Genomic DNA, 14,485 nt, shown 5'->3' on the forward strand with positions numbered 1-14,485 from the left:
TATCGTGTCGTCGAGCGAGAAGCGCGGAACCCTCCTCGCCGGCCTGAGCGTCGGCGGAAAGGTCGGACCGGTCGATCTGCGGCTTGGTTACGAGGGCGAATTCGCCAGCGATGTCCACAGCCATGCGGGCAACTTCCGCATCGTGGTGCCGCTGGGTGGCCACGCGGCTCCGCCGCCGCCGCCGCCTCCTCCGCCGCCACCGCCGCCGCCGGCTACGCAGACCTGCGCTGACGGCTCGGTGATCCTGGCGACGGACACCTGCCCGGCACCGCCGCCTCCGCCTCCGCCGCCGCCACCGGCGCCAGAGCGCGGCAAGTAAGCCACGATGGAATGGTGGGCGCCGCAAGGTGCCCACCAAATCCTCCTAACAGAACAAGGTTTTCGACCGACTTGCACCCCTGTGAGGCGGTCGAAGCGGGAGATCCCTTTCTCCCACATTAGAAGGCTCGTCCTCGGCCGGGGGCGGGCCTTCACTCCACCAGATACAAGCTCGTGAAACGTCGTTGGGGATGACGATGATTGCGGCCAACAGGCATTCGTGACGTCCGTTTTCGACCCATTGCAGACGTTCGGCAGTCTCCAGGTTTGTTCAGTGCCTTATCCGCTGATCGAGCCACGCGGCAGCGATCAGCCGCAGCTCCTCGCGGGCATGGGACGCACGAGCCGGGTCACACAGGGAGGCCGCACATTCGAGATGATGCAACTGGAGGGAGATACATTCGGCGTGCGCGATCATATGACCCGGCGCGGAGGCCGCACGAAGATCGTCGATGATCGAGTGAATGGTCGCCTTGGCCCCCGGGGGCGCGACCTTCGCGCTAATCACCGCGTCGAGCACCTGATAGACTGCAACGTGAATGTCTGGTGCGTAAGCCACTGAGCACCTCCGATCTCACGTAGAATTGAACGAAAGTGGTTAACAACTCTCTTCGACTATCCGCTCAAAAAAAGGCGGCCCGTCCAGTAGGAAAACCGGGGCCGCCAGTACGCAACTAAGCTTATGATTATCCGAGCATTGTCCCGCCTTGGCGTGAACAAAACATAAAACTTGGAGCGGACCTCGTTCGTTGTAAGGCGGTGAATATGCGCGAACACGCTGCCGCGATCCGCACCAGAGCGGAACTGGCCCGTCGCCTTGCCGGCGAAATCAAGGAGCCTCGTGCGTCAGCAGCGCTACGCGAAATCGCGGATGGGCTGGATGCCGATGCTGACATGCTGGAGCGTAACGTCATTCAAATAAAGGACGCGGCCCGTCGCAACGAGGAGTGAGAGACGCCAGCGCTGTAGGAACCCTGTTAGCCAGCCCTCGTTTGATTGGCATCGCGTGTTGCCTTCTGCCTCGACCTGGGCAGCTAACACGCACGAAGCGGTCCGGCTAAGGTCTCCGGGCCGCTTCGTTTATGTCTGCTTTCCATTCGCTGCGGAAATTCGTGCCCGGATTAGACCGCGGCGTCGAGTTCGGTGCAGAGCGGGAGTTCATCGTAGGGCGGCTTGTAGCCGTGGCGATCGATAAGTGGCATTCCGTCAGGCATAGACCGAAGAAGTTCGGCGGATAGGCGTCCGATCGCAAACCAATCGGCGTCGTAGCCGCGCTCCTCGCGATAGCTGAAGCTGTAGCCAAGAAGGCGGTCCAGGACGGAAGGGCGACCCGCGTTGAAATCAGGACCCAGACCGGCGAGCTAGTCTTTCATCGCCCGGCCTAGAGTACGCGCTCCCACATTGAACGAAGCGGCCCAGCCCTCGGTAAGCTGGACCGCTTCTATGGACTAGCCTGGAGCGCTTCAAGATGGCCGGGGGGCCGGAATACGCCACAGGTGAGACCCGCCAGTACTTGAGACTAGGCTGAGCGCCTGGAAATCTGGCGAGTCTCGGGCGCACCTTATCTAAAGTTAGTATGCAGAAGCAATCCTAAAGATTTGCGCTAGTGTCGCCAAAAGAGACGCATAGTATCTGGAAAGTGTCGGGTAGTCGACATAACCAGTGATCGTCCGTGTTAGCGCTTATCAAGGTCTAAAAAATAGCAGGAATATTACAGCAGCGCCGAGCAATCCCACGAACGCAGCGGCGAAGCTCCACTTACGGAGTAAGTGCCGAAGTCGGCGGTTCACCCGCTCTGTTTCGCCTAAACGGGGCCAAAAAAGAAGGCTCGGCTGCTTACGGGAGACAAAGGATGTGACCTACCGTCAGCTTTCCACCCAAATCGGACATTGGCTCAGCCAACTTTGATTGCGAGGCGCTCGCCGGTACGCACCAACGGCGCTAGCCCCATATCGGGACAAGCGCCAAATGCCTCGCTTCCCTGCACCCTATAGTAGCTAAGGTGACGCGGGGTCCGCTCGCGGCACGACGGACCCCGAGTAGGGCGGCTCGGTCTGCGTATCCCCTAGCCGAGCCGCTTTTACGCGCGGCCCAGTATGCGGGCATAGTTACCTTAGGATAACGCCGTCCGTTCATGTCTTGGAAAAGCTTAGCCAAGCATCCCTGCCGGACGCCCAATCGACCAGGGCCTCGACCGACTCTCGACCCGGAAGGGTAAGCCGAGGACGGCTGCCCACACGCAAGGACATCCGACCAGACTTGGCAGCCGTCTGAACCCACGGCTTTCACCAGAACGATTCGCTCACCGAACTCAGCGCATCGGATCAAAGCGGTCCAGTGTACGCGTCGGCGTGAGTGATGAGGCGGCCCGTGAATCGTCACGTTCGGCTCAAATTGTGGGATTATAAGTCACGTTAGAAATTGGGCGACTAAGCGAGTGCTTGAGCGAGTCTCCGCCGCTTGCGGCGCATCGCAAATCCGATCGCCCCGAAACCAACCAGCATCATCGCCCACGTCGAAGGTTCCGGCACCGACCCGATAAGTAGATTGTCGATTCCGGTACCGTTCGCGTTCGGCGATATCGTCACAGACAGCGCGTTCGCAAATGACATCGAGTAGCTAATAGGTGCGCAAAGCGGCGTGCAGTTTTGGCCAAACGTTTGGGTCGCAAGCAGCGTCCCGGTGCCATTCGCACCCGACCAGACATTTATGACGTTGCCGGTACCAAAGAAGAATGCATCGAACGCAATGCTTGTGAACGCGGTGTCCGCCGTGAACACCAGTGGCGAGTTGAGCATATAGGCGATCGAAGAAGTGATGCCGTACTGCGGCTGCGTGAATTGCGACGTGCTGTCGAAATTTGCGTTCGTGAAACTGATACCGAAGTCCGTACCCGACGTGCCGCCGGAGTCAGTTCCACCGTTATAGAATTCGTTGATTGCAACGGCCGTGCTGCCTGGGGGAGCGCTGTCGCTGCTGCCCTCAAAATCCAGAACGATAGCGGCGTTAGCAGCGCCAGAAATGGAGGCAGCGCAAACTGCCGCCAGCAACTTCGAACACCTTACCATAAACGCACCCCTGACTCGCTCGAACCCGTTTCACACAGCTCGAATCGGGCTCAAACGTACGGTAAACAATAGGTAAATCAAGTGCCTGTCCCGAACGAGCGTCAGACTCTTTGGATCACGGTCCGCTGGTGACCGCAGATTGCGCATTTGCCTCTACTTCGAACGAAATCACCGGTTGTTCCCAACGCGGTTGTAATTGGCGTGGCTCGGGCCTGACGGGAGAGGAAAAGTGCTTGTGCGATGCAAGGATCGCAAACCTGGTCGGGGCGCTTCTCACTTATGAATTTGTGGACGCGCTCAGCCACTAACATGTGAAGCCCTCCTCCGGCGTGTCGAGAAATATTCCGCCCGCCTCATCAGTCGTAATCCAGCGGATCTGAGCTCGAGTTCGAGTTCCCCGGTGCGAAACGAGCGTCACCACCTCCCAGGGATCAAGGTATTCGCCACGATGCTGGATACGGAAACCGTCAAGAGAAATGTCTTTGAGCACCACGGCGAACGAATGGCCATCGGACGTTAGAAGCGTAACCGGCTGTTCCAAATCGATCCTTTTGGACCGCTCATCTCGCCGTTCTCCTTGCACTTCCGATCATTCCTCACAAAGCTCGGAAGAGCGGCCCAGCGCTCGGGGTGCTGGGCCGCTCGATTACACCTGCGGCGGACCAGCTGAGGGTCGGATCACGCAACAGGTGAAGTTCGCCTCAATGGCTCGGGGGAGCCCGCAAACTTAGCGATGACGTAAAGCAAAAATAAAAAGTCACCGAGTCCGCCAGCCGACACTTCGATTTTTTTTCTGGGACAGGGCCGTCGGATCCATAAAGTACGCTCGGGCCGTGGTATAGTTGGTCCAGGGGATTGATTGGACGAGATTTTTACTCGAATATAATGCGTTGTGTTCGCGGAACGTATCGCCGCGGCGTTGTCGGGGGCAGTACATGAGTCGTGTTGAGTCGGGCTTCACCTCAGCCTGGCGTTTTGGGATCGGTAGTCGCGGCCTGTTGCCGCTGATCACCTTCATTTTGACCTTTGGTTTGTCGCCTGCAGCTTTTGCTCAGGCGCAACCACAGCAGGCTCGCGCCGAATATCGGTTGAACGCCGGTGACACGCTTGACGTCTTCGTCTGGGGCGAGGAGCGGATGCAGCGCGAGGTCCGCGTGCTTCCGGACGGTACGTTCGCATTCCCGTTGGCTGGTACCATCCAGGCCGAAGGCCGCACGGCGCGCGAAGTTGGAACGGAGATCCAGAGCCGCATCCAGAGTTACTTTCGGGCGGGCACACCCGAGGTGACAGTGTCGGTCAAGGACACGTCGGGCCTTCGTTTCTATGTCGTTGGCAAAGTGCGCGCGCCCGGCAGTTACTCAGTCGGCCGAACGATAAACGCCCTGCAGGCTCTGAGCCTCGCTGGTGGTCCGTCGGAGTTTGCCAACGTCGACCAGGCGGTGATTTTGCGTGAGACGCGCAATGGTCAGACGGCCGAACGCGTAAGCCTCTCGGACGTCCTGCGAGGAGCGCGCGGTATCGAGCCAGGTGAGCAGGCGCGACCGATTCCAACGCTGCGCAGCGGCGACGTGCTCGTCATCCCCTAGAATGGATTCCCGTTATCGGCTTGGCGTCTTAGCCCTGATCGCGTCATCGGCGCTGGTTCCCGACGCGCATGCGGCGGAACGTCGCGCGAGTATCACGGCGACGGGGGGCGTTAGCGCGTCTGACAATCCTTTCCTGTCAACGACTGGCAACGCAGAGGCGCTGCTTTCTGAACTTACGATTCATCCAGTGCTGACAAGCCGTACCGAAACATCCTCGGTTGAGCTGTCCGGAACAGCCAGTCACCGACGCTATAGCCGTCAATATGGCTCTTATGTCTACGGCACCGGCGTCCTATCGGGGTCGATACAAGAGAGCGAAGAACTCGAGCTGAGTGCATCCGCTCACTACCGTCACGAGATTAATGCGGACGTCGTCGATGATGTTGCGGCCGCAATCGATCCGAAAAGCGTCAGGCAATCGTTCGGAGCCGACGCGGCGGCGACCTGGCGCGCGTCGGAGCGCAGTGTTTTTACGCCAAGTATGAGCGTGGAGCGTGTCTCGTTCGAGGATAGCAACCGTTTGCAGTCGTATGACAGGGTCGGCGGATCGCTGGGCTACAATCGGCAATTGAACGAATACACGAGTGCCGGAGCAAACTTTGGCACGGAACTGTATCGGCATCAGAACGCAGCCGATGCCAACGTGCTTTCGGCGACCGCGACCATCCAACACAAGCTATCGCCCACGATGGAAATTGAAGGTGCGCTTGGAGTTGAGAGCGTCGGCGGGAACCATGAGGGTCAACTGAGCGATAGCTCGGACAGGCAGGTGTTTCTTACGGGTAATGGCAGTCTCTGCCGTCGCGGCGAGTGGACCAATCTGTGCCTGACGAGCGCAATCTCATCTCAACCGAGCGGAGTAGGATCGCTGGAGCGACGGCTGTCAGGTGGAGTGAGCTATTCTCTCCGCATGGGGGAATCCTCCAATCTGGGCCTCTCGGCGAACTACCAGCGGTCATCGAGCGTCAACGACCTGATCGATGAGCCGCTGACCTACATGCATGCGCGCGCAGCGTTCGACAGGAAGCTGTCCGACGCTCTGACCGTAGACACGTTTCTTGATTATCGCAGACGCGCAGGCATCGCTTCTGCCGGGGCAGCGTCTGCCGGCATAAACCTGCGCTGGAAGACGGGGCGGAACTGACAATGGAAGAAAACGAAAGCGGGTTATCGCTCGCCGAAATGGCATCAGCGCTGATGCGGCGTAAGTATTGGCTCATTGCGCCCGCGGTGATCGGTACGTGCGTCGCCGGGGTCGTCGCGATGGTGATGGATCCTGTCTATCAATCTTCCGCAACGATCCTGATCGAGTCCCAGCAAATTCCAACGAGCCTGGTCGCATCGCCTGTGACAAGTTACGCGGACGAGCGCATCGCCAAGATTCGCCAGCAAATCCTAAGCCGGGAAAATCTGGTTGAGCTGATCAACAAGAACAAGCTCTATCCCGATGAGCGCGGAACCAAGCAGCTCGTCGACATCATCGAGATGATGAAGAACGCCATTAAGGTCGATCTCGTCAGTGCCAATGTCGGATCGAACAACTCTCAGGGGAAGGCGACCATCGCGTTCACTTTGGCCTTCGATTACTCCGACGCAAACCTCACGCAGAGCGTAACACAGCAGCTGACGAGCATGTTCATCGACGCTGACGTTCGACGGCGGACAGAGCAGGCATCCGGAACTGCAGCGTTTCTCTCCAGGCGAGCTGATGAACTGCGCGATCGCCTTCAAAAATTAGAAGGCCAAATCACCGCGGTCCGTGCCCGTTACAGCGGGGCGCTTCCTGATCAGGTCCTTGCCAGTTCACAGAATAGCGCCTCGTTGAGAAGCGAAATCGCGCGCATCGATATCGAGGCCCAGGGCGTGATGGCGAGCAATGCGCAGCTCGCTACTCGCATGCAGGACAACAGCTCAGACCCAGCCCGCAACGAGCTGGCTCAAGCCGAGGCCAATCTCAGCAAGCTCGAAGCAACTTACGCCGATAACCACCCCGACGTCATGGCGGCGCGCGAGTTGGTGAGGCGTTTGCGGGAGGGCGACCAGTACGTGAGCCCGCAAGCCATTCGTCCAGCTCTGGTACAGGAGCTTAATTCAGGTCGGTCGCGTCTTGCGTTGTTGGATCGTCGTCGTGCGGAACTTGAGTCCGAAGTTGCGAAGGCTGACCGGCTCGTGGGCTTGTCTCCACAGGCGGCTTACGAGGTCAACAATCTCCAACGCGAGTACGACAACCTGGATGAGCAATACCAGAAAATCAGAGACCGGCAGATGGAAGCGCAGGTGGCTGCCAACCTGGAGGCCGAAGAGAAAGGCGAGCGCTTCACGCTCGTCGACGCTCCTCAACTTCCGGAAGACCCGATCAAGCCAAACCGCCCGATGATTGTCTTTCTTGGGCTCCTGGGCGGCCTTGGGTTTGGCTTCGCCCTTCTGGTTTTACTGGAGCTGGTAACGAAACCAATTCACGGGCGGGCCGGAATCGCCAGACTAACGGGCCACACCCCGCTGGGGGCCGTGCCTCTTAGTCGCCACGGTGCAATCGCCAATGACCAGCCATCACTGAAAACAAGGATCCTGCATTGGCTACCCAGAAAGGCGCACTCGTGACCGTGTCAGGGAACGAGGAGCGAGACGTCGCGGGCACGGTGGCAGGGAATCAAGGCGATGACTGGCGCCGCAATTCCCGCAACATCGTTCCCAAAGGTGATCACCTGTTGGAGCATGGGATTTACGCGCTGCATCACAAGGATCCGCGCGCGAAACCATTCCTCCTGCTACGATCGCAGGTGCTCAATGCGCTTGGTCACCTCAAGGGCAGCGTGCTTGCGGTCACATCGGCCTCTGCACTCAATGGAAAGTCACACGTCGCCGCGAATCTCGCGTGCGCCATCAGCCGCGTCAGGGAGACGAGGTTGGTCGATTTGCATCTGCGCCGGCCTGTTATCGGCGACCGCTTCGGCCTGCCTCAAGTCGAGGGCATTAGTTCCTACCTGGAGGGGAGCAACGATCTCGGGCAACTGAGCTTTCGGATCCAGGACGAACAGCTCGCAATTCACGCCGCAGGACGGCCGACTGAAGACTCGTCCGATCTCCTATTATCGCCTCGGCTGGGCAAGCTGATGTCGAAGTGGCAAGATGGGCCCGACGAGCCGATATGTATCGTCGACACGCCGCCCGTCCTCGAGAACGACGACATGCTTCTAATATCCAAGCAAGTCGACGGGATCCTTTTCGTGGTCGAAGAGGGGCGGACGACACGCCACGAGATGATGGAGTCCTTCCGGCTGCTGAACGGAACGCCGGTGATTGGGACAATCTTGAACAAATCGATTGCTCCCTTGGCTGCCCTACACGGCTAGCCTGAATGAGGTACGTATTTCTAACGGCGGTACTCGCTATAGTGTTTTTGGCGAGCTGCGATCGCACTGAGCGTGCAACGGCCGAGTCATCTGATCTGCACGTTAATGCAGCTGCGATCACTAAGAGCGAGATTCCTCCGCTCACCTGGGGCGCGAAGCTGTTAGCAGTTATCCCGGACCGCGGCGATGATAGTCTACCAACGATGGCTTCCGTCAGGAGCGCGTTCGGCGACTGCCGACTGATTGACGGTCCAGCGGTGCACGGCCGGTGTCCTCTTGAAACTGGTAACAATGATGCACTTGGCGCTTCAACGGTTGAAATCCGAGTAGACCATGCCGGTGATCGCGCGCGGGCCATCCGTTTGAGAGCTTGCTGCTCAACAGACGACGCGTTCTTCCAACCCATCGCGCGCGAGTCCGTCATTCGATCGGAGCTAATATGTCCGGAGCTCACGATAGTCGCGTCTGAATCGGCGCAGGCCTTCAGAGTATCGGCGCCTGGCAAGCGCGATTTTGTCTACATGAAGTCGGCCCAAAACTCTTCGGATGGTCGCTCAATCAGTCTCACCGTGCTGTTAAATCCCGTTTCGCCTGGGAATGAGTGCGCGGCGCTCGGCCAAGTCCAATGATAACTACGGTTTTTAAAGCCAAGCGATGATCGGCTTATTCGCGGAGGCGCGGGTCGACTAGAAAATGGCTTTTGTCCCAAAACGATACGGACTCTTAACTTTTTGTTAAAATCGGTTGACTCGATTTTGCGTCGTGGCATGTTCCAAACCTAATAGGGGCGATTCTCGGGAGTCTTCCTGCATTGATGAACGTCGTCGCGTTATGCGTGGCGGCGAACGTGTAACTGCGCCGACTCTCGAGTTTGAGCTAAGTCGCGCCGTGTAGGGGCTAGTGCGTTGAGTAAGCGAGTTTGTGTGATCGCTGGATTCCTCGCGCTCGCCGCGACGCCCGCAAGTGCGGAGACCTTCAATTTCGCGACCGGTCCCAACAGCGGTACCACAGCTTCTTCGCTGAACTTCACGTCGGGTGGCCACTCCGTCAGCCTTAACGGATACACGTTCGCCAATAGCCTCAGCCCCGGAGCGCTCGACGGTCTCAACCTCTATTCAACCACCTTCCACAGCGGAGCCACGCTGAGCTACAGCAATCGCGGCGTCGGGATCTGCTCGAGCACGGAGACAGGCGGGACTACAGGAAACAGCGCAGGTTGTCCTGAAATCGACAGTGCTGACGAGCAGGGACGCAACCGGGTCAATGTAAACGAGGCGCTGCTCCTGTCCTTTACTGGAACTCCGGCAGTCGATCTCCTGAGCGCAGTTCTGAACATCGTAGATGACAACGATACGCTCGGAATTTACGGCGTCAGCGCAACCGGCACTCTCGATTTCCTCGGCTTTACGGGCACGATCTTGAATCCGACTGGCGGGTTTACGGTTACGCCGATTCAGACCAACACGAATGCCGAGTATCAGCTGACGTTCACGCCCGCATTGGGCAGTTTCTCCGCATATCTCTTCACGACCATGACCAACGGCACAACGCCGACCACTGGTGATGGGTATCGGCTGCGGTCGCTCACGATCGCTGCGGTGCCGGAGCCTGCCACGTGGGCGCTGATGCTTGTCGGATTTGGTCTCGTTGGATTTCAGATGCGCCGAAGGCGGCGCGTGATTTTGGCAGCGTAATGGGAGTTCTCGGCCATTCGCTGTTTCGGGCCTGCTTGCCCAGTTTCGCGGCAAGCAGAAGTAAGGAGAACAGGGATGATTAGGCGATGCATTTTAGGAATGGCGGCGGCGCTGGCGATCACTGCATCGCCGGCCAATGCCGCAACTATTATCAACGGGAGTTTCGAGGACGGTCCTGACCCTGGAAGTTTCACTGAACACGTGGCCGGCGATACGAGTATCACTGGCTGGACCGTGAGCAGTGGGACGATCGATTATATCGGCAGTTACTGGGAGACGCCGTTCGGCGAAAACAGCATTGACTTGGCCGGGTCTTCTCTTGGGTCGATTACCCAGGAACTCACTGGCCTCAATATCGGGCAAGGATATACGATCACCTTCTGGGCCTCAAAGAACCCTGATGGCGGCTCCGATCCACGTACGGGCCTCGTGTCGGTCGGTGGTCAAACCGGTGCCTTTGCCTATTCGGCTTTCAATTCCCTCGCAGATATGCAGTGGGCTCCGTACAGCTTCTACTTCGTGGCGGACGCGACGAGCATGTTCCTGACGTTTGCCGCGGACGCAAGCGCTGGCTGCTGTTTTGGGCCGGCGCTTGATAACGTGGGCATCATTGATGCCGTGCCCGAGCCTGAGGTTTGGGCAATGCTGCTTCTCGGTTTCTTCGGAATCGGCGTGCAGATGCGTCGCCGTGGGGTGCTGCGAACTGTCACGGCTTGACCAGTTTTGGGGTGTTCGCTGAGTTCGAGGTCCGGCGAACACCTCAATAAATTTTGTTGAGTAGGGAGGATGATCATGTCCAGACTACTTCTTGTCGGCGCTGCAGCTTTAGCAGTAATTAGTGCTTCGCCTGCATCGGCTGCGACGATCATTAACGAGACGTTCGAAAGCGGTTACGGCGTGTTCACGCCCAGCGGACGGGTCGATATCCTCACTGGCAACGATTATGTTCCGTGCTGCGGAACGTTCGGGTCCGCCGCCAGCATGGCGAACCACTTTGTGTCTTTTGGCAGCGGAAACGAGCCGAGCGGCACGATCATGAGCACCAGTTTCAATACCGTGCTAGGCTCCCTCTATACGTTGTCCTTCGATTTCGCTGCACTCGGCAGCGGTACGGAATCCCTCATTTTCCAGGTGGCGGGTCAAACGTTTACGGTGAACCCCATCGCGAACAATAATCTCGACACGACCTTCGCCAATACGTCGTTCAACTTCGCGGGCACTGGTGGTTTGACGACGCTAACGATCTTCAGCGGCGGCATCGCTAACGTCGATGCAATCGTCGACAACATCTCGGTCGTGGATGCCGTGCCTGAGCCTGGAATTTGGGCCATGCTTTTGCTCGGCTTTGGGGCAATTGGCTGGCAACTGCGGCGTCGTGGTCGTCCACAAATCCTAACTGCGTAAACTGCTGACTGTTCTTCGTCCCGTAAACGAGGAGCTTGTGAGCAGTCCGGCGCCGGCGCTTCCCGAGGAGCGCCGGCGCCGCTCTATGTAAACCACGTCAGGCATGAGCGTGCTCAGCGTGAGATTGGGCCTCTCACTATGCCACGTTACTTCTTCTTAGGTTCGTAGCCTGGCTGGTACGTGATTTTCGCGCTCTTCTTGAGGCCCGCGACTTGAGACTCAATACTCTTTGCGAACCGCTGCTGTTGGAGCAGTTGGCTCGCATACTGAATCCGCGCTTCTTCGGGTATCGCTGCCGGCTGCTTCTCGCGGATGACATTCGCGAGGACCATCTGGCCGTTTGATATGATGAAAACCTCACCCGGCGGCAGATTGTCGATGCGGTCTGCGAGCGTCCGACTGACGCTTGTGGTGTCGAACACCGTCGGCACCCGCTCAAATCGAATGGCGGCCTGCTTCAACAAATCAGCCACCTCATCCAGAGATTTCGCCTGCTCAATGAATTTCACATCATTGGCGTTCGACGGCTGAAGAAAGCGGATCTGCTCCAGGATCATGAGCTTTCGATTGTTGAAGATGCCGGGATTCTGCTTGATGAAATTCTCCGCCTCCTGCCGGGTAGGCGGCTTTACTTTGCTCATCATGTGACGTTGTGCGAGGCCGGCAAGGTCATTCTCTTCGCTTCGTTGGCGGGAAAGAATGTACTCGCTCGATTTATCCAGGCCTTCGTCTTGAGCCGCTTTCACCAGAAGCTTGCGCGCAATCAGACGTTCAACGATGGTTTGCTTAACGGCGGGGTCCTCGGCCTTTTTGCCGAGCTTGTTCGCAAGCAGCTCCGCGTTAAGTTCGGAAAGGGTAATCTCTTCCCCGTTCACCCGCGCTATGACTTGTCCAGTCGGTGAGCTGTCTGATTTGCCGCAGCCCGAAACGCCCACGCATACCGCAAGCGCTACTGACGCTCGCAACCATGAAATTTTCACAAAACGCCCCCTCGGTACAACAACGCTTGACGCAGGCGCGCCACCGGTGTGAGCTTAGTCACCCGGCGGTAATCGTCAAAGCTTTTCTGTTACTTAAACGAGGGTGTCGCGATGCACACTGTGTATGATTGGGTCACGATCGCGATATTCGCCGGCCTCTTGGTTCTGTTCCTGCATAGGTCGTCGGATGAGGCGCCTCGCGACAAGCTGGTCCACTATCTCATCGCGGGAGCCGGATGCGCGACGGTCAATTATCTCGGCAATGAGGGGATGCACTTACTCGCCGTCCTCGGACTAGCCGGCGTGCTGGCATTCATACAGCTGACACTCCGCCCCCTTGGAGCCAACGCGCGCTAAGTCAGGAGCGTCCAAGAAGCGCGAGCCGGCCTACGGAAGTGGATCCAACACTGAGCTGTCCCAGAAAGCTCGACAGCAGGTCCCTCGACTGAACCGGATTCCCGTCGAGCATCGAAGCCCGGACCAGAATTCCGTCCGGAATAATGCCGCGAACGCTGTCAGTCAGCCGCGCAATATGCTGCTGCAGCCACGAGTTTGGAAAAGAATCACCTAGCCGGACCCAATAGAGCACCTGTTCAATACGCTCATCCCGGGATGCGGTGAAAAAGGTCGCAGGTACCGAAGTGGCCCCGGTAATTGGTACGCCAATGGATTGGACGTCGCGAATGGCAAAGCCTGCCGCCGGATAGCAAAACTCCGGGCGGTGGACTTGGAGAGTGTCGCTCTGGGTCGTTCCGTATGCGATGAGCAGCATAATGCCGGCGCTTCCATCCGACAGATACACCCGGCTGATTTCCTGGTCGTACCTATTCTTCTTTCCGGCTTCGGCAGGACGGACAACATCGGCAGTGTCAGCGGCTATCCAGTGACCTACGCGGTCAGGGATTTCGTCGTTGAGTGGTCGATTGATGGGGGTGACCGCGCGTGTCCGAATCTGAAGGCCCGTTGCGGCTGCTGACGCGCCGATCATGAGTCCTCCCAGCAGAAGGTTCCTCCGTGATAGCCGCGAATCTAGGGGATTAATCATCCTGCGCCGAGCCGTTGGCGAATGGGCCTGAGTAGATGGTCGATAGTGAAGATCATCAGCACCGCGAGGGCAAAAGTCATCATACCCGCCAGGTCGTGCAGAAAGCTTTGTGCCACTTCGTCGCCAGCATAATAGTTCAATAAGATCAGGACCACGACGCGCACGAAATTGGCGAAGATGGCGCAAGGCACGACAAAGAAGAGAAGAAAGAGTGCGTAACGCCAGCTGGAGCTGTGCATCAGGTAAACGTAAAAAAGGCCAATCGCTGAAAGGCTGATGATCGCGTTCAAGCCGGAGCAGGCAGCAGCGACCAGCAATTGATACGGTCCAACCTGGAGCGTTACGCCGGTATTTGCGACGGGATAACCAAGGCCATGGAGAAGGGCGGTTGCAGCTTCCGAGATTCCCAGCTTCATAGGTTGGGTAAGGATTGCGACCACCGTGTCTGGCAGAGGTATCAAGAACGCGAGATAGACTAGCGGAAACCATAGAACGCGAACCGCTGGCGCGCCGCCCAGAGCAAAGATCAAGCCGTACAGGCTGGCCATCAGCCCGAAAACCTCAATGCCCAACACGCCGACAAGGCGTCCGAAGACGTAGACGAAAAGAGCAGGGGCCATCCAAGCCAGTGCATGCTTCAATGCTGGCGGCCGGGCGACGAGAAGCATCCGCGGCCAGAGTCTCGCCAAAAGCCATATGCCTGAGGCCAGGACGATCGGTCCGTGAGCGCCGTCCTCAGTCGACCAAATTTCACTTGCCACCGAGACGATCGTCGGGATCGCGAGTGCGGCAATCCCCAGAATTAGCGGCCAGTACTCCTTGAAGCGCTGGCTGAAGACGCGCCACAGGTCATTTGTTTGGGGCGTTGGCGAGGGGGGCGCGACGGACGACATCAGCCGACGGTCACCTGGCAGAAGCATTCACGCACTCACATACCCCCGCCAATACGCATACAGCGCTGTACTGAAGCGACACAATAATAAGTATCCGCTTGTGTTAAAGCGATTTTTAAGCACGATGCCGCCGTCTCGGCAATG

Annotated in this window: 15 protein-coding genes and 1 pseudogene; 10 read left to right on the plus strand and 6 right to left on the minus strand. The window is 58.1% G+C overall.

What is annotated here, in order from left to right:
* Positions 1-319 (plus strand): annotated as a pseudogene (locus LZ538_RS08570) (hypothetical protein); the annotation flags it as partial.
* A gap of 270 nt (positions 320-589) precedes the next feature.
* Here the strand turns inward: LZ538_RS08570 and LZ538_RS08575 are convergent.
* Positions 590-877, minus strand: coding sequence for a hypothetical protein (locus LZ538_RS08575; RefSeq protein WP_249831608.1), 288 nt, complete (start codon positions 875-877; stop codon positions 590-592).
* Between the two features lie 206 nt (positions 878-1,083).
* Between LZ538_RS08575 and LZ538_RS08580 the strand changes: the two genes are divergently transcribed.
* On the plus strand, positions 1,084-1,269 hold the full coding sequence (locus LZ538_RS08580; RefSeq protein WP_249831609.1) for a hypothetical protein: 186 nt from the start codon (positions 1,084-1,086) through the stop codon (positions 1,267-1,269).
* Positions 1,270-2,747: 1,478 nt separating this feature from the next.
* Here the strand turns inward: LZ538_RS08580 and LZ538_RS08585 are convergent.
* Positions 2,748-3,368, minus strand: coding sequence for a PEPxxWA-CTERM sorting domain-containing protein (locus LZ538_RS08585; RefSeq protein WP_249831610.1), 621 nt, complete (start codon positions 3,366-3,368; stop codon positions 2,748-2,750).
* Positions 3,369-3,690: 322 nt separating this feature from the next.
* Entirely contained in the window at positions 3,691-3,969 is a 279-nt protein-coding gene (locus tag LZ538_RS13425) for a PilZ domain-containing protein (protein ID WP_430741964.1), read from the minus strand.
* Between the two features lie 352 nt (positions 3,970-4,321).
* Between LZ538_RS13425 and LZ538_RS08590 the strand changes: the two genes are divergently transcribed.
* The 7 genes from LZ538_RS08590 to LZ538_RS08620 all read left to right on the plus strand — a co-directional run bounded on the left by LZ538_RS08590 (position 4,322) and on the right by LZ538_RS08620 (position 11,423).
* Positions 4,322-4,972, plus strand: coding sequence for a polysaccharide biosynthesis/export family protein (locus LZ538_RS08590; protein WP_249831611.1), 651 nt, complete (start codon positions 4,322-4,324; stop codon positions 4,970-4,972).
* Between the two features lie 187 nt (positions 4,973-5,159).
* A complete protein-coding gene (locus LZ538_RS08595) occupies positions 5,160-6,116 on the plus strand; it encodes a hypothetical protein (RefSeq protein WP_249831612.1) in 957 nt (318 codons plus the stop codon).
* A gap of 2 nt (positions 6,117-6,118) precedes the next feature.
* Positions 6,119-7,573: a GumC family protein gene (locus LZ538_RS08600; RefSeq protein WP_249831613.1), complete on the plus strand. Its 1,455-nt coding sequence runs from the start codon at positions 6,119-6,121 to the stop codon at positions 7,571-7,573.
* Positions 7,546-8,325: a CpsD/CapB family tyrosine-protein kinase gene (locus LZ538_RS08605; RefSeq protein ID WP_249831614.1), complete on the plus strand. Its 780-nt coding sequence runs from the start codon at positions 7,546-7,548 to the stop codon at positions 8,323-8,325. Before LZ538_RS08600 ends, LZ538_RS08605 begins: the two co-directional genes overlap by 28 nt.
* 923 nt (positions 8,326-9,248) lie before the next feature.
* Positions 9,249-10,019, plus strand: coding sequence for a PEPxxWA-CTERM sorting domain-containing protein (locus LZ538_RS08610; protein ID WP_249831615.1), 771 nt, complete (start codon positions 9,249-9,251; stop codon positions 10,017-10,019).
* A gap of 75 nt (positions 10,020-10,094) precedes the next feature.
* Entirely contained in the window at positions 10,095-10,736 is a 642-nt protein-coding gene (locus tag LZ538_RS08615; protein ID WP_430741965.1) for a choice-of-anchor C family protein, read from the plus strand.
* Positions 10,737-10,811: 75 nt separating this feature from the next.
* On the plus strand, positions 10,812-11,423 hold the full coding sequence (locus LZ538_RS08620) for a PEPxxWA-CTERM sorting domain-containing protein (RefSeq protein ID WP_249831617.1): 612 nt from the start codon (positions 10,812-10,814) through the stop codon (positions 11,421-11,423).
* A gap of 146 nt (positions 11,424-11,569) precedes the next feature.
* Here LZ538_RS08620 and LZ538_RS08625 read toward each other — a convergent pair whose 3' ends face one another.
* Complete coding sequence (locus LZ538_RS08625) at positions 11,570-12,403, minus strand: SurA N-terminal domain-containing protein (protein WP_347402757.1); 834 nt, start codon at positions 12,401-12,403, stop codon at positions 11,570-11,572.
* Between the two features lie 111 nt (positions 12,404-12,514).
* Here LZ538_RS08625 and LZ538_RS08630 point away from each other — a divergent pair, with 111 nt between their 5' ends.
* A complete protein-coding gene (locus LZ538_RS08630) occupies positions 12,515-12,760 on the plus strand; it encodes an XrtV sorting system accessory protein (RefSeq protein WP_249831618.1) in 246 nt (81 codons plus the stop codon).
* 1 nt (position 12,761) lies between these two features.
* On the opposite strand, the gene LZ538_RS08635 is transcribed toward LZ538_RS08630, so the two are convergent.
* Both LZ538_RS08635 and xrtV read right to left on the minus strand, forming a co-directional pair.
* Positions 12,762-13,391, minus strand: a complete 630-nt coding sequence (locus LZ538_RS08635; RefSeq protein WP_249831619.1) for an exosortase C-terminal domain/associated protein EpsI — start codon at positions 13,389-13,391, stop codon at positions 12,762-12,764.
* Positions 13,392-13,444: 53 nt separating this feature from the next.
* Complete coding sequence (gene xrtV / locus LZ538_RS08640) at positions 13,445-14,368, minus strand: exosortase V (RefSeq protein WP_347402758.1); 924 nt, start codon at positions 14,366-14,368, stop codon at positions 13,445-13,447.
* Positions 14,369-14,485: the final 117 nt, after the last annotated feature.

The organism is Sphingomonas hankyongi, from assembly GCF_023516575.1.
GTDB classification, from domain to species: domain Bacteria; phylum Pseudomonadota; class Alphaproteobacteria; order Sphingomonadales; family Sphingomonadaceae; genus Sphingomicrobium; species Sphingomicrobium hankyongi.

Coding starts and splice junctions, on each gene's coding strand:
- LZ538_RS08580 (WP_249831609.1), top strand. CDS start 1,084: ATGCGCGAACACGCTGCCGCGATCCGCACCAGAGCGGAACTGGCCCGT.
- LZ538_RS08590 (WP_249831611.1), top strand. CDS start 4,322: ATGAGTCGTGTTGAGTCGGGCTTCACCTCAGCCTGGCGTTTTGGGATC.
- LZ538_RS08600 (WP_249831613.1), top strand. CDS start 6,119: ATGGAAGAAAACGAAAGCGGGTTATCGCTCGCCGAAATGGCATCAGCG.
- LZ538_RS08615 (WP_430741965.1), top strand. CDS start 10,095: ATGATTAGGCGATGCATTTTAGGAATGGCGGCGGCGCTGGCGATCACT.
- LZ538_RS08620 (WP_249831617.1), top strand. CDS start 10,812: ATGTCCAGACTACTTCTTGTCGGCGCTGCAGCTTTAGCAGTAATTAGT.
- LZ538_RS08630 (WP_249831618.1), top strand. CDS start 12,515: ATGCACACTGTGTATGATTGGGTCACGATCGCGATATTCGCCGGCCTC.
- LZ538_RS08635 (WP_249831619.1), bottom strand. CDS start 13,391: ATGATCGGCGCGTCAGCAGCCGCAACGGGCCTTCAGATTCGGACACGC.
- xrtV (WP_347402758.1), bottom strand. CDS start 14,368: ATGCTTCTGCCAGGTGACCGTCGGCTGATGTCGTCCGTCGCGCCCCCC.